Here is a 4,178-nt window from a genome sequence, read left to right on the forward strand (position 1 = left end):
CTGTTACACCGCCTTCGCGAGCAAGCCCGCTCCCACATCTGCTTAAGGTTCGAGGCCGATAGGGAAGAACTCGCCACCGCTCCACACACCCAACCAGCGCTGTCCGTCGATTTCACGGGTCACGGCCAGCTCCACCAGTTGGTAGAACACGTTGCGATGGATCAGTGCTTCGAGGTTGGTGCGCACATGGACATAGGGCGCCGGTTCTTGAGTGACAGGGTCGGTCACCACGCGGATCGGGTGCTCTGCGCCCGCTTCGGTGGCTTCATCAACGTTGGTGGTGAACCGCAAAAGCTGAGCTTCGCCCTCGCCTTCCACCTCCACGGCGATCGCCACGAACGGTGCATCGTCGACCTTGATCCCGACCTTCTCGACCGGCGTGATCAGGAAATAGTCATCGCCATCACGACGAATGATCGTGGAGAACAGTTTGACCATCGGCTTGCGCCCGATTGGCGTGCCCAGGTAATACCAAGTGCCGTCGCGGGCGATGCGCATATCGATGTCGCCGCAGRAATCAGGATTCCACAGATGGACCGGTGGCAAGCCTTTGGTTTTGGGGATTTGCCCCAACAAGTCGTTGGCTTTTTGCGGGCCACTCATGGCGTTCTCCTTGAATTTACTGGTCGCTGATCCCGATCAGGCTGCGCGCGTATTGTTGCAGCGGCGGACCAATCAGGGATTCTGGCTTGTTATCGTGGAATGTCAGTAAACCGCCACGACTCTTGATGGTTGCAGTATCAATCAAATACTGGGTGTTGGTCTCGATCAACATGATCTGAATCACGCCGCTGTCGATACCCAGGCGATCGACGTATTCCTGATCGATCCACTCATCCATGTTGCCGATGCGGTCATCAGCGTTGGCGAACCGGGTATACAGCAGGTAATGGGCACCGGCGCCACGGGCTTCAGCCATGGCTCGGTCGAGACCTTCGGGGGCGCGGGCGCGGCGTACCATCGGGAAGTATTCGATAAAACCGTTGAAGGCTTCTTCGGCCACCACGTTAGGACGCGGATAGGGATCGCCCGGTGGCGCGAACGGTCCTTGGGCGATGTAGATGAACGAGTCCGGCTGAATACGCAGGTTGTTCACCCGACGGCTGTYGCTGTGATCCAGCAGTCCCACGTCACTCATCTGGTAGCGAGTCTCTTCAGCCATGTCGCTGACATTCATGCAGCCACCCAGCACCGAAACGGCCAGCAGCAAAACCAGACTTCGCATCCTACCCTCCAGAGGCCGGTGACGGAAAACCGGCGAATGGGCATTGGATGCAGCTTCCGCGCCAGCTCAAGTTCATTGCCGCCTTATAGATCGCAATCGCGGGCAAGCCACGCTCCCACAGGTCATGTGCATTTCCCTGTGGGAGCGTTGCTTGCCCGCGATGAGGCCGGATCAGCCGCCAATAATCTTCATGACCGTCGCACCACCCGAAAACGCCACTTCCTGCTTGTCACCCAAGGCCTTCACCAGCAGTCGTTGCAACGCCGGCAACGCTTGATGGCGAGGCTTGTCGAGCAAGTCGCCGACATAATGGCGATTGCTCGACGACAGGCAACCATGCAGCCAACCCGTGGAAGAAAGACGCAAGCGCGAACACGTACGGCAGAACGGGACGCTTTCGTTGGCGATCACGCCAAAATGCCCCAGCCCTGGAATTTCATAGCGCACCGCTGTTGCGTMGACTGGCGCATCGGCTTGCAGATATTCATAACGCTCGCCGATCAGGCTCAGCAACTGCTGGAGGCTGACGAACTGTTGCAGGAAAGCGTTGGAGTCGGTGGCCAGGTGGCCCATGCGCATCAGCTCGATGAAGCGCAATTCATAGCCGCGCTCCAAGCAGTAATCGAGCAGCGGCATCACCTGATCAAGGTTCTGGCCTCGTAGCGGCACCATGTTGACCTTGATCTTCATGCCCGCCGCGCTGGCCTGATCCATACCGTCGAGTACGGTCGCCAGATCGCCGCCGCGCGCAATGCTGCGAAAGGCACTGGCGTCCAGGGTGTCGAGGGAAACGTTGATGCGACGGATGCCGGCGTCCACCAGCAACGGCAGCTTTTTCGCCAGCAACTGACCATTGGTGGTCAAACTGATGTCTTGCAGACCCATCTGGCCAACGGCGGTCATGAAGGCTTCGAGTTTGGGGCTGACCAGCGGCTCGCCACCGGTGATGCGCAAACGCTCGATGCCTGCCGCTTCGATCAAATACGCCACGCCGCGCGCCATGGCCTCGGCCGACAATTCATCCTGCGCAGCCACCAGCCGCTTACCGTTAGGCACGCAGTAGGTACAAGCGTAATTGCAGGCTGAAGTCAGACTGATCCGCAAATTGCGAAAACGCCTGCCTTGACGGTCAACGATCATGGATCACTCCGGCGATGGAAAAGTGGAACGCGCAAAACTTGACTCAGAATTCAAGTTTTAGCAAGTCCCATGCCTGAGTATATTCCTGCGGTACTGCGCCATATAGCTAAATCATGGCGCAATCAGGCAGCTGAATGATTCAGCTGCTCGGGGTGTCGTTATCGCGCTTGCGCTTGTTGCCCATGCGCACGCCGATGTCCATCAGGAACTGGAAGAAGCCTTCTTGATCTTCCAGCACATTGCTCCAGAACGGCGAGTGATACAGCGCCACGGCACCATGCACCAACGCCCAGGACGCGCAGTAATGGAAGTAAGGCGGTACGTCTTCGAGCTTGCCTTCGCTGATCCGGCCTTTGATCAGCAGGGTCAGGCGTTCGAAGTTGGAGGCGCGGATCTTGTGCAGTTCCTCGACCATCTCCGGCACTTGATTGCCCTTGACCACCTTCTCTTCCAATCGGTCAAACAAACGATAGCGTTGCGGATCGCGCATGCGGAATTCGAAATAAGCCCGGGACAGCGCTTCCTTGTCCTTGTCGACATCGGCCGAATGCAACAGCTCGTTCAAATCACGCTCGTAATCGAGCATCAAGCGCAGATAAATCTCCGCTTTGGATTTGAAGTGCTTGTAGATCGTACCTTTGCCGATACCAACGGCATCAGCAATCATCTCGACGGTGACACTGTCTTCACCTTGGTCGAGGAACAGCTTGAGCGCGGTATCGAGAATTTCTTGCTCGCGGCGACGAAACTCACGGACCTTACGAGGTTCTTTATGCATAAGAAAAGGTCTGTTGGGGGTCAAAATTCGAAGCCGCGTATTATGCCTAACTTACGCAAAAATGCACGGATCATCCGACCATATCTGTGTTTCTTGATGATTTCCAGCAGGGTCGCCCACCGATGAGAACTCTTCCGAAGCGGCCGTATTCCAAAATTGTTTAAAAATCGCCGCCGGTAAACTGGACGAGGCGCAATAGTGATCAATACTTGAACTGTCGGCGAGACATCTCYCCCAAGTGTTTCGCCGATATTGGTACCAACGGACCGCGTGCCATTGTTTTACTCCTAATGGTCTTAACCCGGATTCACCCCCCAGAACCCGGGTTTTTTTTGCCTGCGATTTAACCTTTCACATGCGCCAGCGGGAACAGGCGCTTGAAATTCTCAGTGGTCTGCTCGGCAAATCTCTGGTAGGACTCACCTCTTAACATTGACAGAAATTCCGCCACTTCACGCACGTACTGCGGCAGATTCGGCTTACCTCGATAAGGGATTGGCGCGAGGTACGGCGAATCGGTTTCCACCAACAAGCGGTCGGCCGGCACCTTGCTGGCCACATCGCGCAATGCATCGGCATTGCGAAAAGTGACAATACCCGACAAGGAAATGTAATAGCCCATGTCCAAAGCAGCCTTGGCCATGTCCCAGTCTTCGGTAAAGCAATGCAGTACGCCGGCCTGCGGCAGTGCCGCTTCGCGCAACAAGCTCAGAGTATCGGCACGGGCACCACGGGTGTGAATGATGACTGGCTTGCCGGTCTGCCGGGCTGCTTGCAGGTGCAGGCGAAACGACTCCTGTTGCAGCTCGGCCGCTTCCGGTTCGTAGTGATAATCCAGGCCGGTTTCACCGATCGCGACCACACGGGGGTGATTGAGCTCGCGCAACAGCCAATCCAGCGCGGGCGCAGCGCCCGGTTGCACGTCCAACGGATGCACACCAACCGAACAGTCGACGTCGTCATAACGTTCGGCCAGGGCTTTGACGTCGGCGGCGTTATCGACACTCACACCGATGCACAGGAAGTGCCCTACTC

At 56.9% G+C, this 4,178-nt stretch carries 5 protein-coding genes; all 5 read right to left on the reverse strand.

Annotated features, from left to right (window positions below; all coding sequences use genetic code 11):
* Positions 1-42 precede the first annotated feature (42 nt).
* Positions 43-603 (reverse strand): DUF1285 domain-containing protein, encoded by a 561-nt coding sequence (locus tag AC1DRJ_RS20355; RefSeq protein ID WP_477803730.1) that lies wholly within the window; start codon positions 601-603, stop codon positions 43-45.
* A 16-nt stretch (positions 604-619) separates the two neighbouring features.
* Positions 620-1,225, reverse strand: coding sequence for a DUF4823 domain-containing protein (locus AC1DRJ_RS20360; RefSeq protein ID WP_477803731.1), 606 nt, complete (start codon positions 1,223-1,225; stop codon positions 620-622).
* Between the two features lie 171 nt (positions 1,226-1,396).
* Entirely contained in the window at positions 1,397-2,365 is a 969-nt protein-coding gene (locus tag AC1DRJ_RS20365) for a GTP 3',8-cyclase MoaA (protein ID WP_477803732.1), read from the reverse strand.
* A gap of 139 nt (positions 2,366-2,504) precedes the next feature.
* Positions 2,505-3,143, reverse strand: coding sequence for a TetR/AcrR family transcriptional regulator (locus AC1DRJ_RS20370; RefSeq protein ID WP_274072967.1), 639 nt, complete (start codon positions 3,141-3,143; stop codon positions 2,505-2,507).
* 343 nt (positions 3,144-3,486) lie between these two features.
* Positions 3,487-4,178 (reverse strand): TatD family hydrolase (locus AC1DRJ_RS20375; RefSeq protein WP_477803733.1); only part of this gene is annotated, 692 nt, incomplete at its 5' end.

The sequence above is a fragment of the Pseudomonas sp. P5_B2 genome, from assembly GCF_056400445.1.

Bases quoted from the DNA above. Each gene is read 5' to 3' on its own strand.
- AC1DRJ_RS20370 (WP_274072967.1), bottom strand. From the start codon at position 3,143: ATGCATAAAGAACCTCGTAAGGTCCGTGAGTTTCGTCGCCGCGAGCAA.